15 protein-coding genes are annotated in these 15,266 nt (G+C 51.7%); 11 read left to right on the forward strand and 4 right to left on the reverse strand.

The features are described from left to right. Positions 1 to 2 precede the first annotated feature (2 nt). Together ACOQPM_RS25775 and ACOQPM_RS25780 are read right to left on the reverse strand one after the other, a co-directional pair. Positions 3 to 788, reverse strand: coding sequence for a pirin family protein (locus ACOQPM_RS25775; RefSeq protein ID WP_420631264.1), 786 nt, complete (start codon positions 786 to 788; stop codon positions 3 to 5). Further along, complete coding sequence (locus tag ACOQPM_RS25780; protein ID WP_420631265.1) at positions 785 to 1,642, reverse strand: VOC family protein; 858 nt, start codon at positions 1,640 to 1,642, stop codon at positions 785 to 787. The genes ACOQPM_RS25775 and ACOQPM_RS25780 overlap by 4 nt, the downstream gene beginning before the upstream one ends. 163 nt (positions 1,643 to 1,805) lie before the next feature. Between ACOQPM_RS25780 and ACOQPM_RS25785 the strand changes: the two genes are divergently transcribed. Beyond that, a complete protein-coding gene (locus ACOQPM_RS25785; RefSeq protein WP_420631266.1) occupies positions 1,806 to 2,888 on the forward strand; it encodes a hypothetical protein in 1,083 nt (360 codons plus the stop codon). A 32-nt stretch (positions 2,889 to 2,920) separates the two neighbouring features. Here the strand turns inward: ACOQPM_RS25785 and ACOQPM_RS25790 are convergent, their stop codons facing one another. Continuing rightward, on the reverse strand, positions 2,921 to 3,460 hold the full coding sequence (locus tag ACOQPM_RS25790) for a YceI family protein (protein WP_420631267.1): 540 nt from the start codon (positions 3,458 to 3,460) through the stop codon (positions 2,921 to 2,923). A gap of 258 nt (positions 3,461 to 3,718) precedes the next feature. On the opposite strand from ACOQPM_RS25790, the gene ACOQPM_RS25795 reads away from it, so the two are divergent. The 3 genes from ACOQPM_RS25795 to ACOQPM_RS25805 are packed head-to-tail and all read left to right on the forward strand — an operon-like array spanning position 3,719 to position 6,775. Beyond that, on the forward strand, positions 3,719 to 4,393 hold the full coding sequence (locus ACOQPM_RS25795) for a TetR/AcrR family transcriptional regulator (protein WP_420631268.1): 675 nt from the start codon (positions 3,719 to 3,721) through the stop codon (positions 4,391 to 4,393). Beyond that, the gene (locus tag ACOQPM_RS25800; protein WP_420631269.1) at positions 4,394 to 6,412 is read left to right on the forward strand and encodes a hypothetical protein; all 2,019 of its coding nucleotides are present in this window, start codon (positions 4,394 to 4,396) and stop codon (positions 6,410 to 6,412) included. A gap of 15 nt (positions 6,413 to 6,427) precedes the next feature. Then, complete coding sequence (locus tag ACOQPM_RS25805; protein ID WP_420631270.1) at positions 6,428 to 6,775, forward strand: translation initiation factor; 348 nt, start codon at positions 6,428 to 6,430, stop codon at positions 6,773 to 6,775. A gap of 35 nt (positions 6,776 to 6,810) precedes the next feature. Here the strand turns inward: ACOQPM_RS25805 and ACOQPM_RS25810 are convergent, their stop codons facing one another. Then, a complete protein-coding gene (locus ACOQPM_RS25810) occupies positions 6,811 to 8,619 on the reverse strand; it encodes a sensor histidine kinase (protein ID WP_420631271.1) in 1,809 nt (602 codons plus the stop codon). 90 nt (positions 8,620 to 8,709) lie between these two features. On the opposite strand from ACOQPM_RS25810, the gene ACOQPM_RS25815 reads away from it, so the two are divergent. The 7 genes from ACOQPM_RS25815 (at position 8,710) to cas4 (ending at position 15,227) form a co-directional block, all read left to right on the forward strand. Next, entirely contained in the window at positions 8,710 to 9,288 is a 579-nt protein-coding gene (locus tag ACOQPM_RS25815) for a GNAT family N-acetyltransferase (RefSeq protein WP_420631272.1), read from the forward strand. A 242-nt stretch (positions 9,289 to 9,530) separates the two neighbouring features. After that, complete coding sequence (gene secD, locus ACOQPM_RS25820; RefSeq protein ID WP_420631273.1) at positions 9,531 to 10,859, forward strand: protein translocase subunit SecD; 1,329 nt, start codon at positions 9,531 to 9,533, stop codon at positions 10,857 to 10,859. Continuing rightward, positions 10,856 to 11,788, forward strand: a complete 933-nt coding sequence (secF, locus tag ACOQPM_RS25825; RefSeq protein ID WP_420631274.1) for a protein translocase subunit SecF — start codon at positions 10,856 to 10,858, stop codon at positions 11,786 to 11,788. Before secD ends, secF begins: the two co-directional genes overlap by 4 nt. Before the next feature lie 125 nt (positions 11,789 to 11,913). Beyond that, positions 11,914 to 13,338, forward strand: coding sequence for a hypothetical protein (locus tag ACOQPM_RS25830; RefSeq protein ID WP_420631275.1), 1,425 nt, complete (start codon positions 11,914 to 11,916; stop codon positions 13,336 to 13,338). Between the two features lie 65 nt (positions 13,339 to 13,403). Further along, complete coding sequence (locus tag ACOQPM_RS25835) at positions 13,404 to 14,360, forward strand: MDR/zinc-dependent alcohol dehydrogenase-like family protein (RefSeq protein WP_420631276.1); 957 nt, start codon at positions 13,404 to 13,406, stop codon at positions 14,358 to 14,360. Positions 14,361 to 14,445: 85 nt separating this feature from the next. After that, positions 14,446 to 14,688: a hypothetical protein gene (locus tag ACOQPM_RS25840; protein WP_420631277.1), complete on the forward strand. Its 243-nt coding sequence runs from the start codon at positions 14,446 to 14,448 to the stop codon at positions 14,686 to 14,688. Positions 14,689 to 14,690: 2 nt separating this feature from the next. After that, positions 14,691 to 15,227 (forward strand): CRISPR-associated protein Cas4, encoded by a 537-nt coding sequence (gene cas4, locus ACOQPM_RS25845; RefSeq protein WP_420631278.1) that lies wholly within the window; start codon positions 14,691 to 14,693, stop codon positions 15,225 to 15,227. The last annotated feature ends 39 nt before the right edge of the window (positions 15,228 to 15,266 follow it).

Genomic DNA, 15,266 nt, shown 5'->3' on the forward strand with positions numbered 1-15,266 from the left:
ACTCAATTTTTAGACATAAACGGTTTTAGGTAGAAAGAAAGATAGTTTAGCGGGTTTTTGTCACTAGCGGTAATAACGGCCGTTTCTGCTTCAGGCGTCGCTAAAACGACATCGTAGATGTCAATCTCGTTTTGCTGGCTACTGGTTTGGAAACGGCCGTTGCCATCCACAAAGTACAAAAAGAGGTTTTCACCTGACCGGGGCAATTCAATGGAGGCCGAGCCGCCAGCGGGCAGGATGCTACTGGTGAGCCGTGCCGAAACGTGTGCATCGGTTGCTCCGTTTGGCCCAATGATGTCTTGTATGATGGCATCACCTACGCTGCGCGTCTGCATATCGCTGAGCTTGGTTTGCTCATAGTGCGGAGGTAATCCCGCATGTTCCACATCCGCCACAAACCAGATTTGGATGACGCGCGTAAATTTGTCCGTCAGATTGAGTTCTTGATGCTGAATGAAGTTACCGGAGAACATCCGTTGAACTTCACCGGCGGTGATAACACCTTTGCCGCCTGTCGTATCTTCGTGGTAAAGCTCGCCGTCAATGACGTAGGTGAAAATTTCCAAACCGCGATGCGGATGCCACTGGAAGCCGTTGCGCGGCGCAATTTGGGTCATGTGGGCGGTTAACATCCCGCTGAGCCGCTGAAGCGGACTGTAGCCACCCACCGCAAAATGGGAAGTGAGCCAATGTACAGGGTGTATCGTTGGAAAAGTTTCAGCTTTATAAAAATGCAAATCTTCACTGATGCTTACATTGGTGATGATGCTTTCAAACATCGTGGTCATGAGGTTGCCACCTTCAAAACAATTTCGTTTTGGGATGGATCGCCCACGATGAAGCTCTTTGCTTCAGTTTTGTGAGCAATGCCGCTTTTTGCCATGCGTTCAGTAACTGCGTCCAGTGCAGGTTGATCGGGCAGCAGAATTTGGTAATGGCGTAGCCCCACCGCTTCTGGTGATGATGCAGGAACCCCTCTGCCTGCCCATGTATTCAAACCGATGTGATGGTGGTAGCCGCCGGCGGAAACAAAGCCTGCTGACGCTCCGTAGCGCATCACACGCTCAAAGCCGAGGCTGTTGCAATAAAAATCCTCGGCTTCGTCCAGGTCTCGCACATGTAGATGGATGTGGCCCATGACGGTGTTTGGGTGAATGCCTGTCCACGGTTCAGGACGGCCGTTCAGTTCCCCCGCCAAACTTTCCAAATCCAGCGGCAGGGTGCCCATTTGCAGACGGCCGTTTTGCATGGGCCACGCTTCTCGCTGCCGATCTCGGTAAATTTCAATGCCGTTGCCGTCCAGGTCGCCCAAATAGATTGCTTCGCTCACGCTGTGGTCAGAAAAACCCTGAAACCGCGTGCGCGTCTCAACCAGATTTTTGAAGACGCGGGCCAGCTCTAACCGACTGGGAACCAGAAGGGCAAAATGGTACAGACCCGTGGTGCCACCAGGTGGGGTGGCACCTGGTTGTTCAATTAGTTCCAGAAGCGGCCGTTCAGTTGTGCCGAGAACGGCCGTATTGCCCTCCTGCTGCAGCAGCTTCAAACCAATATTGTGAGTGTAAAATGGCAAAGAACGACCCAAATCTGCTACTTTTAGTGAAACCAGGCCAATTTGGGTTCGGGGGTGAATTGCTTTCATAATCCTGTTGTAAGTTTTGGATAGATAGTAGTTAGAAAAATGGACATCCTATTTTGAAAACTTATTAACTTATTGAAGGAGAGAAGTAGTGTCCTCTAAAGCTAGAATCATTATAGTGTGCATAACTAATATTCTAATATTGTTCTCAGGTTGCCAAGTTCAGGTGTCTTCACCTGAAGATACATCAGGCATACACAACGAGCAAAATGATGTATCAGAAGTAGATTCTTCAATACCAAGCCTATTGCCAATAGAGCCAGAGACAACTCGTGATTTGCGAAGTGAGCCTGAGTCTACCGAACATGTTGTTGAACCAAGCCAAACTCACATTCTATTATCGCCTTCCTTCCAATCTACAGAAATAAGGGCCTACCAATATGGTGAAACTATTTTTCCAGTAGGAAACCCTTCATGGTCTCATGATGGCACATTTGTTGCCTTTATGAGGGAGGGAAGTATTTGGATTATCAATCCTGAAAGTTGGCAAGATCCAAAAGTTGCTTGTGAATTAGATCCTTTCAATGGCTCTCTGAGCGATTTGCTTTGGTCTTCAAATGATTCGAAAATCATATTCATATCCCCAAGGTTTTGTTCGCCTGACGAAGAGTGCATCCAGAAACACGCTCTTTTACAATGCGATTTGCAAACTGGAGAGGTTTCAATCTTTCCAAATCTTGAGGAGCACAACCCGATTTCAGTATTCGATTGGCAAGATGAACGTTTGTTGCTGCTTTTAGATAAACATCTTGTTATTTACAATATAAATACCGGAAGTTGGGAGGAAATAGATCTTCCAGGTTTTAACCCAGAGAACTATTATCGAACGCTTCGTTTTGTTGATGAGCAACATGTTCTTTACATGACAGATAGTGATGAGCCAATTATTCAAATTGTCAATTTAGAGACATTATTAACAACCGAGTTAATGCCTGCTGATGAGGTTGGAAATACAAACCTACAACATCCAAGAGTATTCAGCGTCGAATTGTCACCAAATAACAGATGGGTTAGCTGGTTGGTGAGAAGAGAACCGTCTAATCAACAAAGCAGGTCAGAATTAGCTGTGAAATTATATGATCTGGAAAGCGGTGAAACCTATATCTTAATGGATAATGATCAGCTAAATGATTTGGGCATCCGTGCCTTATCTTCCCCAAGCTGGTCTCCAACGTCTGATCGCCTGGTATTTCTTGCTAATCATCAATTATGGATTTTGGAGTTAAACATCGAGGGTGAGAACCATTAGACAAGGTTCCCACCCTTCTGGCTGTGGTGGGATTAGGCGGTTTCTGGCTGGGCTTGTTTCACTAGTTCCAGCTCAATTTCGATGTTGATTTTGTCGCCGACAAGAACGCCGCCAGTTTCTAGCGTTTGGTTCCAGGTGAGGCCCCAATCTTTGCGGTTCAGGCTGCCGCTGGCGGAAAAACCGGCGCTTTCTGTGCCCCAGGGGCTTTTGGCAATGCCTGCATAGTCCACATCTAGCACAATCTCTTTGGTAATGTCTTTGATGGTAAGCTGGCCGTAGAGACGGCCGTTATTGTCATCAATTTGTTCTACACGAGTGCCAATAAACTTCATGGTAGGATAGTTGGCAACATCAAAGAAATCTGGTGACTTCAGGTGGCCATCCCGCTGTTCTTCGCGGGTGTTGATGCTGCTCAGATCAACTTCTACATTAATTGTAGTGTTTGCAGGATTTTCTTCATCAAAGTTGACGCTGCCGCCAAACTTCTCAAAGCCGCCGCGCACTTTTGAAATCATCATGTGTCGTACTGTAAAATAAATGTGCGAATGTGAAAAATCAATTTGCCAACTCATTGCTGTATAATCTCCTTATTTAGTGGTTGTTTAAAGAATTCGGCGAAAAGTGGACTGTAGTCCGCATTTGCGCTAAGATGTTAGCGGACTCAAGTCCGTTTGTCAAGATGAGAGATTCAAACTCAGAAAAAATTAAGGAATGAATTCTTTTTTCTCAAAAAGAAGAGCGAATTTTTGGACTCTGTTTACAAATTCGCCAAAATGCCTTTTACTTTAGAGAAAATCGGACGCAGAAAATTCTATTTGGACAAAATGACCATGCCTACAGAACCCACAATCTCATTAGGAACGATTGATGAATCCGGCAGCAGCTGTCGCCAAGAGCGGCGAGACGCGGCCGCCAACCGCGCCCGCATTCTGCAAACGGCCGAAAAACTGTTTGCCGAGCATGGCGTTGCCAACGTGAACATGGCCGACATTGCTCAAGCAGCCAAGGTTGGCAAGGGGACGCTGTACCGTCGCTTTACCAACAAGGCCGAACTGTGCCTAGCGCTCATGGATACGCAAATGATTGATTTCCAAAATGGGATGCTTGCCCGAATGCAGCAGATGTCGGCACAAAATATGCCCAAGATGACGCAGCTCGATCAATTTATGGATGCGCTTATCTATTTCACCGATGCCCACGCGCCCCTGCTTTGCGAGGTGCAACGGGCTGGCTTGCTGCAAGAGCAAGAGCCAGATGGTTTGGAACTGCCCCACTTTTGGCAATATATGACGGTAAGCGGCTTGTTGAAAACGGCCGTTGCCAACAGCGAACTGCCGGAAGGGTTGGATATTGAATATTTGGCCGACGCGCTGCTGGCTCCACTCAAGGCCGATCTCTTTTATTACCAACGCGAAACGCGCGGCTTTTCGCTGGAACGCATCAGTGCTGGGCTACGCACCTTGCTGGCCGGGCTGAAACATTGTGATGACGCTGCATCTGCCTGAATGACCCCAATACTCCCCAATAAAGAAGAGAGAAGTTTGAAGCAGGGTGAGAAACGGCCGTTTCTCACCTTACTCCTCTTTCTGTGCCTAACTGCTTTTGTGGCAACGGCCGTTACCGCCGCCCCGCCAGACGTTACCGATTTTCGGACGGCGGGGGCAGCCCCAAGCAGCCAGCCAGCCTACGGCGTCAACTTTATTAGCTGGGCAAAGGGGCTTACTCCCGTCAGCCAGACCCGCTACGACAATGGCAAGGCCACCGGTGCCACCTGGAACCGCTGGCCCATGTACTGGTACGATATCGAGCAGTCGGACAACAATTTTAGTTGGGCGTACCAGGACGTGGCGGTGGAAAATGATTTGGCGCAAGGATTCCAGCTAAACGCCATTTTGCTAGGCACGCCCGCTTTTTACACCACCAGCAGCCAGCCAGAGACCCAGCTACCCAGACCGGTGCCGGGTCGCCCACTTAGCATTGAAGCCGTGCAGGCTGCCACCCCTTTGGGGCTTTACGAGCCTGTTTTCAGCGACAATTCTGACATATTGGGCGTGGGCAAGGAGATCAATTCCACTAACCGGTGGGCGCGTTTTGTGTATACGGCCGTCTCCCGCTACAAACCGGGCGGCGTTCTGGCACAGGCCAACGGCTGGCCTGCTGAGCAAGGCGTCACTCACTGGGAAATGTGGAATGAACCTGATCTCAGCTCTTTTTGGGATGGTACAACGGCCGATTACGCCCGTTTGCTGCGAGTTGGTTATCTGGCGGCCAAACTGGCTGATCCTAACGCCCAAATCCTTTTTGGCGGGTTGGCTAACGAAAGCACAAATCTCACTTTTTACGAAGATGTGATGGCAATTTTTGATGCAGACGTGCAGGCTGCAAATTACGACTACTACCACGATATTTTGGCTACGCACAACTACCTGTACGCCTGGCGTTCCTGGTATCAGGTGTGGCGCGCCAGCAACACGCTTGCCGCGCGTGGTCTGGAAAAACCAATCTGGCTCAACGAATCTGGCGTGCCGGTTTGGGACGATTACCCTGGTCCCGTGTGTGAACCCACCAGCCCGTTTCGTGCCTCCATGAGCGAGCAGGCGGATTTCATTATTCAGAGTGCCTTTTACGCCACCTATGCCGGAGCCGACAACATCTTTTTCTTCCAACTGTATGATGACTGCGGCAACCAGCCGGGCGGCACCAACTTTACGCCCGTCGCAGGCTGCACGGGCGATCCCGCCATTGATCCGGGCGGGGATGCGTTTGGCTTGTTTAGCAACGTGGCCGATCCTGGGGTATCTGGCTGCTACTGGGAGCATCCCAACGGCGGCACGCCACGCCCTGGTTTTACCGCCTTCCAACTGCTCACCACGACCTTTACCGATGTGGAACCGCTTTGGCGGCTGCGCCCCGGCAATGATGATCCAGTAAATGGGCCGCAGGAGTGGATTGCTTTCTACCAGCCAGCAACGCAATCGCGCATTTTGGGCATGTGGGCGCGATTTGATGAGGCGGAAACGGCCGTCGTCCCCACCACTAACGCTAACGGCACGGCCCAACTCATCTGGCCCGATGGCACGATGGAGATGGTAACGGCCGTAAATAACGAATTCACCATTACCTTGCCAGCAGCCACCAACCAGAATGCCATCTGGGACCCTGCCCTGTACCCAATTGGTGGGCGACCCGCCATTTTGATTGAGCAAGATACGCTGCCGCCCACTGTTTCTATCAGCGGGCCACCCACGGCCACGACAGAAATCTCGCTGAACTGGAGCGGCAGCGATGACGGGAGCGGCATGGCGGTTTATGATCTGTGGGTGGCGGTGGATGAGGGTGACTTTGAGTTGTGGTTGGTGGGAGTTGAGGAGGGGACGGCCGTTTACCCTTCAGAATTGGGTCACACCTACCAGTTTACAGTGACAGGGTATGATAATGCAGGCAACCAGGCCAGCAGCAATCCTGTCACCGTGTTGGCACTTGATTTAGCGGAAGCAATCTACTTACCAGCCATCCATCGCTAATGGAGAATTTACATAATGAAACGACGCAAACGAAACATAGTGTACTCATCCGCCGATGATGATTTTCAGGCGCGACCGCCTGATCCGCCCAAAATACAGCCCAAACCGCTGCCACCTGCCCAGCAAACCATCGGCATCCAGCGCGAGAAAAAGGGGCGCGGTGGCAAACAAGTCACCGTCATGCGCGGTTTTCAACTTAATGAGAAAGCGTTGGCCAGATTGGGTAAGCAGCTAAAAAAAGCGTGCGGCAGCGGTGGTACCGTTAAAGAGGGAGGCATTATCGAAATTCAAGGCGACCACCGAGATAAAGTGGCAGAATTGTTGCAAAAACAGGGGTTTAAAACCAAATTTACAGGAGGCTGATATCCCGCCCAACTTCCTTACGGTGAAGCGTTGGTTTAGTTGGGGGTTGGGGTATGATGTGGTGTGTCCAGCGCCCAATCGCTGAATGGCGGTTGAGGAATTTCGCTATCTTCTGAAAAAACAACAGATTCTTCGGCCTTAAATGGCAGCGTCAGGCAGAACAACGCGCCCCCTAAATCGCTCTCTTTGACGATGAGCGACCCTTCGTGAGCTTCTGCAACCATTTTGCAAAATGTTAAGCCCAAGCCAGCACCCCGACGTTCACCCCCATCTACCTGGGCAAATTTCTCAAAAATTCGCTCCCGCTCGTGGTCAGGAACGCCTGGGCCACTATCTGCCACAGAAATAACTAGCTGATGTGGTTCCAGCGCGATATGAACATCTACCCGGCCCCGCTCGGGCGTAAATTTGAGGGCGTTGCTCAGCAAATTAGCGAATACGCGGGTCATCAACGCTTTGTCAATCCGAATTTGAGGCAGCGATTTGTCGTGGGTGAACGTCAATTTCTGTTTGTTTGTGCTAGCTAATATTTCACTTTTCTCAACCTGTTTGCGAAGTAGCTGCGCCGTGTCGGTTAGTGATTTTTGCAGCGCGAGAGCGCCAGCCTCTAATCGTTCAACATCTAGCAAGTCGTTGATCATCTGCAAAATATTCTCACCAGATTTCTCCAGATTGACGATGAGGCGCTTTTGCGTTTCTGTGAGGCCGCCCAGGCTCTCTTTGCCCATTAGGTTCATGCCGCTTAAGATGACGGTAAGTGGGCTTTTAAGATCGTGAACAATGAGTTGGGTCAGTTCGCTTCGCAGATGCTGTTCGCGCCGCAGGGCTTCATTCCGCTCGGTGATGAGCTTGTTTAAGTGGAAGACGATGAAATAGAGCACGATAAAGCTCAGGGTGCCTTGAGCGATGCTTAACGGGATGAGCGAGGTGCGATTAACGCCGACGCCTGTATTTAGCCAGCGGAAGCCAATTTCTACGCTTGCCAATGATAAGCCAGCAATGAGAATGCTTCCCAAAGCGGCAAAGTAACGGGATAGCTGTAGGTCGCGGGAGGTTTGGAAGCTTTTCAAGATGGCAGACAAGGCCACAATGAGCGCGGCGATGACAAGTGGATGGTACATAAGCCAACTAAGCTGGCCCGCCACGCCTAAAACCATACTGAATTGCGCCTGTGCCAAAAGCAGAAAGACGACGGCTAAACGGCCGTTTATCATCTTGCTTCCGTACCAGTTTAAAACCCGTGCCCGCCATGCTGTCCAAAGTAACAGGGTTATTGAGATTGCGCCCAGCAAGTTTGGCAGCAGCGGGTCATACTGCATCCATTCGGTTAACATCGTTGGGTTGCCAAAGGCAATGATGCCAAAGATCAATAACATCAATAACCCGGCTAGCCACAACAGACGCCTAAATCGGACGATAAATGTTTCAGCAGCAGGGGGCCAATCAATTGTAGATGCCGCAAAAAAGAGGCCGCTAACTGGCAGGCTCAATCGAATTGACCAGATAAATGCAGGATTGGAAGCACCCTCAATGAGGACATTGGGGGTAGCTAAACTGCTAAATAAAAACAGGGCTGAAAGCGCAATAAAGCCAATGGTCAGAAAGATGGAGCGAGCGCTGGTTTTTTCACCCAATGCACTGTTGGCAAACAGGGCGGCAATGAGGGCAATGAAGCTGGCAAACGCCCCAAAATAATATTGGATGAGGCGTGTGTACCATGATAAACTCCAAGCGTGAATGTCTAGCGCAGGGAAGGAACGGAGCAGCACAAAAATAACTATAGGGATAGTCAGGAAAACGGCCGTTATTGGCCTGCGCTTTATGTGATAAACCAGCTCGGACATATATGCTTATTTTACGAGCTTCACTGTCTATTTGGCTTACGGCTTGGTGAAGAAATCGTGAAGATTAGTACAGGAGTACCAATTTTGGTGATGAATCCAATACTGAAAGATGTGCCCTTCTCATTTGACACAGAGCGTTTAATAGTACGTGGGCCTTTGCCGGGGGATGGCGTGCGGGTACGAACGGCCGTGCTTGAGTCGCAAAAAGAGCTCAAACCGTGGATGCCTTGGGCAGTTGATGTGCCTTCGGCAGAAGCATACGAAGTGCGCGTGCGCGAAGGGGAGCTAAAGTACTTGGCGCGTAAAGATTTTTGGCAGCTACTTTTTTTGAAGGGAACACATACGCTCATTGGCAGCAGCGGTTTACATGTGCGAGATTGGGCTGTACCCAGCTTTGAGATTGGTTATTGGGTACACACCAAGCACACGGGCAAAGGGTATGTCACCGAGGCGGTGAACGGCATTTGCCAATTTGCTTTCACGCATTTGCAGGCCGCGCGGCTGCTCATTCGCTGCGATGCCCAGAATGAACGTAGTGTGGCCGTCGCTCGCCGCTGTGGATTTACTTTCGAGGGCACCCACTACCACGATGCGCGCCATCATCTCACCAATGCTCTGCGCGACACCCTCTACTTTTGCAAATTACCGCCATCTATGGACAAGCCCTAAAGTTGCGACCCGCTTTGCGGCTGTTATAATCCGCCAGTTGCTTGCTGGGTTGGAAAAGCCCAAGCACATTGTTTCAGAAATAACGGTATCTTTGGCCTGTCATTCCCGTGAAAACGGGAATCCACCGCTCTGGAATTATGGATTCTCGCCTGCGCGAGAATGACAAGTGCAGGAAATTTGTGAAACAAAGCACCAAGCAACCATCATTTACCTACGATAAGTCTAGAGCAGGCAAAACTTTTATGGAAGGAAAAGATTATGTGTGGCTCATCGTCATCTTGGCGATAGCTGGCTGGGCAGTTTGGATTGTGCAAAATCCAGATTTTCCCATTCGACAGGGGCTAGATTTGCAGGGCGGCTTGCAAGTTTTGCTTAAAGCAGATTTGCCGGAAGACGTGGAAATTGAACCGGCGCAGCTAGATACTTCGCGCCAGATTATTGAGCAGCGCGTGAATGCGCTGGGCGTTGCCGAACCGCTGGTGCAGACTGAAGGAGATCGCCGCATTTTAGTTGAGCTGCCCGGCATTGATAACCCGGAGGAAGCAGTTTCCCTGATTCAAGAGACGGCCTTGCTGGAATTTGTGGATACTGGAACTCAGCCTTTGGCAGTAGGTACCTGCATCCGCACGAGTCTAAACGAGGGGCCTTCTCGTTGTGAATTAGCCCCTGACGGTGAGAGTAGCGGAACGGCCGTTCCCACCTACGAAACAGTCATGACCGGTGCCGCCATCCAGTCAGCAGAATCTCAGGCAACGGAGCTGAACCAATATTTTGTTGGATTTACTTTGCGGGCGGAGGAGCGTGATTTATTTGCTAATTTCACCCGTGAAAATCAGGGGCAATTTTTAACCATTGTTCTGGATAAACAGGTGATTTCCAGTCCCCAGATTAGCGCCGTTATTGAAGGGCAAGGCACCATCACCGGTGATTTTACCCTGGAAGAAGCACAGCGGCTGGCGCTTCAGCTTCGTTTTGGCAGCTTGCCTATCCCGCTGGTCATTGACAGCACGCGCCAAATTGGAGCCACGCTAGGTGAGGTGTCGGTGGAAGCTAGCGTTCAGGCTGGCTCGATTGGGCTGGCTGTGGTGCTGCTATTTATGCTCATCTATTACCGGCTACCCGGTTTTTTGGCAGATTTGGCGCTGCTTTTGTATGCGGCCGTAAACGTAGCCGTATTCATGGCGATTCCTGTTACGCTGACACTGCCTGCCATTACTGGCTTCTTGCTTTCAACCGGCATGGCGGTGGATGCCAATATTCTGGTTTTTGAGCGGATGAAGGAGGAGCTACGGGATGGGAGTTCGCTGCGTGAGGCGATCTTCACGGGTTTTGACCGCGCCTGGACTTCAATTCGGGATTCTAATATTGCCACGCTGGTGATTTGCCTGGTGCTGTGGACGTTTGGGCGCAGCTTTGGCGCCAGCGCGGTGCAGGGCTTTGCCCTGACGTTGGCAATTGGGGTAATGATTAGCATGTTTACGGCCGTTATCGTCACCAGAACCTTTGTCCGTTTGGTGATGGGGCAGTTGGCAGAGCGTATTGGTCGTGGTAGCTGGCTATTAGGTGTATGATGTTTTTATTCAATTTAGTAGAACGACGAAAAACATACTTCATTTTTTCAGGCATTGTCATTGGGCTGGGCGTTTTGGCAATGATTTTCTCTTTTGTTCGCACGGGCTCGCCTTTTTTGCTGGGGGTAGATTTCCGGGGCGGGGCGCGGTTTGAAGTGCAATTTACAGAGCCAGTGGCAGAAACGGCCGTCGAAGAAGTGTTCGTGAATGCGGGCATCTCTAACCCAAGCATCATTGCCTTGCGGGGTGAAGATTTGCAAAACGCCTGGCAAATCCGCACCGAAACGTTGTCGCCTGAGGAGGCACAGGCAATTGAAGATGCGCTAAATGATATTGCCCCGCTGGTGCCGGGCAGCACTCAGGTAGAAAGTGTTAGTGGCACCGTGGCGGGGGAAGTGACCAATGCGGCGTTTATTGCGGTGGTTGTGGCTGGACTGATCATTTTGGTCTACATCATGGTGGTGTTTCGGCAGGTACCGAACCCCTTCCGGTATGGCGCTTGTGCAGTGGCGGCGATGGTACACGATCTGTTTGTAATTTTTGGCGTGGCGGCCATAACGGGCATGATTTTGGGCTGGGAGGTGGATGCGCTCTTTTTAACGGCCGTTCTCACTGTGGCTGGCTTCTCGTTGCAAGATACCATTGTCGTGTTTGATCGCATTCGGGAAAATATTACGAAACGGCCGTTAGAAAAATACGAGCGCGTCGTCAACCGATCCATCCTGGAAACCGTACACCGTTCCCTGGCAACCCAGCTCAACGCCATGTTCATCATGGTTGCCATTTTGCTGTTTGGCGGCGCGTCTATCAAACCATTCATTGCTGTTCTTTTCGTTGGCTTGCTTAGTGGAACTTACAGCTCAATCTTTACGGCCGTTCCCCTGCTGGTTGCCTGGGAAAAGAACGAGATTCCATTTTTGAAAGCGTAAACATTGTGCGGACGAATTGGTTCAGAAAGCAAGATTCTGGGGGGCGGTTTTTCACCCTCACACCAGCCCTCTCCCTCGAAAGGAGAGAGAGCCAATTCCCTCCCCCTGCCAGGGGGAGGACTAGGGTGGGGGTTGGTGCTTGGATAATTTTGCTACTGTTGCTGGTTAGCACAGTTACTGCTTGCACCGAGCCGACGCAAGGTACCCAAACCCCGTTGGCAGATTTGCCCGTACCCACATCCCCAGCGATTCCCCCCACGTTTACCCCGTTGCCTCCTGGCAGTGAGCTCAATGTCATTCCGGTGGTGACCGTGACTCAGGAAGCTATTCCCACTCGCGCTACCAATACGCCCATACCGTTTGGCGCCAACGTGGTGGAGCTGCACCTGACTATTCCCAGCTTGGGGCTAGACCGCCGTTTGCAGGGGAGCGTGAATAGCCAAATCATCTTGGTGGATGAGAGCAATGGTTTTTCTGTGCAGCGTGACAACCAAGCTAGCGTGTTGCTCGATTTGCAGCAAGTATTGCCAGAATTGGTAACAAACGCCGTGCCAGAAGGCTGCGATACTTGCGTCCATGTTACTTACAACTTGCCATTTTCTGGCGTGGCGGGGGAAGGCTGGCTGCGTGATCCGGTGCTGCTGGCCAGCCTGGAAAATTATTTCACGATTACCCTCGGCCCACACTTTCCACCTGGTGCAATGATTGGTTTGCGGCGTAGCGCCTCTGCGTATGCTCCTGCTCATTCCGTTGCCGTCATGGAAGACGGCCGTCTTTTCCGCTGGATGGCCAATCAGGGAGAAGTTGAACCAGTGGGTGTGGCTCCGCCAGCATTGTTGGCCGCTTTCGAAGCAGTAGATGCCCAAGCGTTATCCCAGCAATACACGGCCCCATGCCCTGGTTCGCCGTTGGAATCATTGCTGCTGGCAGGGCGGGAGCAGCAGCGGCTCATTGCCCTGGTTTGCCCGGAATTCAGTGTGCCTTCCACCTTGCAGCCACTTTACGTGGCGCTAGACGATGCCCTGAATGAGATGCTCACTGCCAGTGAGGCAACGTTGCCCCGCCCGCCCGCCGCCTTTCCGCTGGACGCCATGCTGGATTACCAGCGAGTTGACGGGGCACAGTTGACTATTTTTATAGACAATACGGCCGTTGCTAGCCTTAACAACAGCCAACCAATCAGCACGACGCTTAGCAGCAGCCAAGTTATTAGCCTGACCAATAATCTGCTGGCCAGCGGCAGTTTGCGTACCGGCCTAACCACCTTTTTGAGTGATGAAGACGCCACCGCAGAAGAGGCGACTGCCACGGCGCAGGTTGCTCGTTCTCTGTTGCTGCTTCGTGGCCCCGGCGGCGTTTATGATGCTGAATGGATTGGCACATCTAACGTGGACGTTTTGGTTGAGGTAAATGTGCTGCTAAATGAACTACTCAGTGGCGAAACGGCCGTTCCCGACCAAACACCCATCGCTACACCAGAAGAAGGTGAAACGGCCGTGCCAGAAACAACGCCCACGCCCACCTTCACAGCGACCCCTGATGGTAGCTAGTATTGCATAGTGCGTAGAAGATGACGGAAACGCTCTACGCACTATCTACGAAGGAGCGTTAGCCAATGCTTGCTCTGTATTGTGAAAATAACCAGCTTACCTGCCGCACTGACTACCCTAAACCGACACCGCAGCCGGATGAGGCAATGATTCGCGTTGCCCTGGCTGGTATCTGTTCCACCGATTTGGAAATAGTGGAAGGGTTTGTGAGCGGCTATGCGGGCGTGCCCGGGCATGAGTTTGTGGGCGTGGTTGAAGAAGCAGCGGATGAAGATTGGGTGGGCAAGCGCGTGGTGGCTAGCATAAACATCGGTTGCCAAACCTGCGACATCTGCCAAAGGCATGGGCCAGCGCATTGTGCCAGCCGCCAAGCACTGGGCATCCACAGCAAAGACGGCGCCTTTGCTGAGTACGTGACCGTGCCGATTCGCAACCTTCATGCTGTGCCAGACAATGTTACCGACGAACAGGCCGTCTTTACCGAACCCTTGGCAGCGGCGCTCAAAATTCGGGATCAGGTGAAGATACGGCCGTCGCAAAAAACGGCCGTCGTTGGCCCAGGTCGTTTGGGATTGCTGGTAGCGCAAGTGTTGCAACTTGCAGGGGGGGATGTCACCGTTTTGGGGCGGCGACACACCTCATTGGAGCTCCCTGCCTCTTGGGGCATGGCTACTGGCCTCACAACAGATTTTGCTGATAACAGCTTTGCTCTCGTTGTGGAGGTAACAGGTAACAACGCGGGCTTTGCCCAGGCAATCCGGCTGGTGCGTCCAATGGGTGCGATTGTGCTGAAAAGCACCTTCGCGGCTGAAAACCAACTCAACATGACCAAAATTGTGGTAAGCGAAATTGAGGTCATCGGCTCCCGCTGTGGCTCGTTTGCCCCCGCGCTGCGTCTGCTGGCCCGAAACCAAATTCACACTAAGCCCCTCATTATGGCCGAGTACGCGCTGGCTGATGGAGTAGCCGCGTTTGAAAAGGCTGCCCAGCCAGGCGTGTTGAAGGTTTTGGTACGGCCGTAGCCTCCAACCTTAGTCGCGAATTACACGAATTACCGCTTCCTAAATTTTCTTGACATAGTCATCGCTTTGGTTAAAATTAGAACATATGAGCGACTATTGGATTCGAGCGAGTGAAATTGGTAACTATCTTTATTGCCGCCGTAGCTGGTGGCTTAAGCGCAGTCGCGGCGTTGCTACCCAAAACGTGCGGGAAATTGCCCAAGGCGAGCGGCATCACCGCCAGCATGGGCAGCGGGTTCAGCAGTCGCTTTGGCTGCGCCGCGCTGCTTATGCTCTCATTTTTGTGGTAGTGGCGCTAGTTACTTACTCTCTGGTTGGTGGGGTGTAAAAATGATTTGGGGCGGGTATGCGCTGGGGTTAGGTTTTGTGCTGCTGGCGTTGGCGCTGGCGCTTTGGTGGCGCAGTGGGGTGTTGGCGGAACAGACAGGCTTGCCCGACGGCCGTATCCTTTACACAGATGCAGGCAGCGCCTGGATGACCAACGATGAAGCGTTGTACGATCCGCAGTTGCGGCTAGTAGGCAAGCCAGATTATTTGGTAGAAGAGGCCGATGGCAGCATCATTCCCGTGGAAATTAAGTCGGGCAAAGCCCCGCCGGAGCCGTGGGAGAGCCACTTATACCAACTAGCAGCGTACTGTTGGCTGGTGGAGCGCGAATATGAGATACGGCCGTCTCATGGCATCATCCAATACAAAGACCGTGCCTTCGCTGTAGATTACACCGACGAACTGCGTGAAGATTTCCTCGATCTGCTCACCGAAATGCGCGAAGACATGTATGAGGCCGAGCTAGACCGCGATCACAATGATTGGAACCGCTGCGCCCGCTGTGGTGTGGCCTCAGCCTGCACCCAGCGGCTGGGCTAGCAATTTTTCTTGACGCAACCCATCGCCTGGGCTAGAATT

Source organism: Candidatus Leptofilum sp. (assembly GCF_965223525.1).
GTDB lineage: Bacteria > Chloroflexota > Anaerolineae > Promineifilales > Promineifilaceae > Leptofilum.

What these genes read in the sequence shown, in the direction of transcription:
- ACOQPM_RS25810 (WP_420631271.1), bottom strand. Translation starts at nt 8,619, where the DNA reads ATGTCCGAGCTGGTTTATCACATAAAGCGCAGGCCAATAACGGCCGTT.
- ACOQPM_RS25775 (WP_420631264.1), bottom strand. Translation starts at nt 788, where the DNA reads ATGACCACGATGTTTGAAAGCATCATCACCAATGTAAGCATCAGTGAA.
- ACOQPM_RS25805 (WP_420631270.1), top strand. Translation starts at nt 6,428, where the DNA reads ATGAAACGACGCAAACGAAACATAGTGTACTCATCCGCCGATGATGAT.
- secD (WP_420631273.1), top strand. Translation starts at nt 9,531, where the DNA reads ATGGAAGGAAAAGATTATGTGTGGCTCATCGTCATCTTGGCGATAGCT.
- ACOQPM_RS25840 (WP_420631277.1), top strand. Translation starts at nt 14,446, where the DNA reads ATGAGCGACTATTGGATTCGAGCGAGTGAAATTGGTAACTATCTTTAT.
- secF (WP_420631274.1), top strand. Translation starts at nt 10,856, where the DNA reads ATGATGTTTTTATTCAATTTAGTAGAACGACGAAAAACATACTTCATT.
- ACOQPM_RS25790 (WP_420631267.1), bottom strand. Translation starts at nt 3,460, where the DNA reads ATGAGTTGGCAAATTGATTTTTCACATTCGCACATTTATTTTACAGTA.
- ACOQPM_RS25800 (WP_420631269.1), top strand. Translation starts at nt 4,394, where the DNA reads ATGACCCCAATACTCCCCAATAAAGAAGAGAGAAGTTTGAAGCAGGGT.
- ACOQPM_RS25835 (WP_420631276.1), top strand. Translation starts at nt 13,404, where the DNA reads ATGCTTGCTCTGTATTGTGAAAATAACCAGCTTACCTGCCGCACTGAC.
- cas4 (WP_420631278.1), top strand. Translation starts at nt 14,691, where the DNA reads ATGATTTGGGGCGGGTATGCGCTGGGGTTAGGTTTTGTGCTGCTGGCG.
- ACOQPM_RS25815 (WP_420631272.1), top strand. Translation starts at nt 8,710, where the DNA reads ATGAATCCAATACTGAAAGATGTGCCCTTCTCATTTGACACAGAGCGT.
- ACOQPM_RS25795 (WP_420631268.1), top strand. Translation starts at nt 3,719, where the DNA reads ATGCCTACAGAACCCACAATCTCATTAGGAACGATTGATGAATCCGGC.
- ACOQPM_RS25780 (WP_420631265.1), bottom strand. Translation starts at nt 1,642, where the DNA reads ATGAAAGCAATTCACCCCCGAACCCAAATTGGCCTGGTTTCACTAAAA.